Annotated in this window: 1 protein-coding gene; it reads right to left on the reverse strand. The window is 74.1% G+C overall.

Annotated elements, in window-relative coordinates; all coding sequences use genetic code 11:
* A partial coding sequence (locus J5F18_RS18155; protein ID WP_346299932.1) for a protein adenylyltransferase SelO family protein occupies positions 1-324 on the reverse strand: 324 nt, incomplete at both ends.

Genomic DNA, 324 nt, shown 5'->3' on the forward strand with positions numbered 1-324 from the left:
AGAAGGTGCGCAATACCCGCTCGGAAGGCGGCGCCGGCCGGGCGTAGTCGTCGCGGCCGGGCTGCTCGGTGAAGGGCTCGGCCAGCACCTCGGCCAGCGCCTCGAAGGGGCCGAAGTCGTCGTGTTCGGCGGCCGCGGCGATCACCCGTTCCACCTGATGGTTGCGCGGGATATAGAGCGGGTTGACCGCATCGAGGCGCGCGCTGACCGCCTCGGGGCTCGCCCCTTCCCGGGCCAGCCGCTGCCGCCAGCGCGGCAGCCAGGCCGCGATGCCCTCGCGGCGCTCGAACCGGTCGAGCAGCGCGAGGGCGTCCTCCGTTACCG

This window comes from Halomonas sp. BM-2019 (assembly GCF_017584085.1).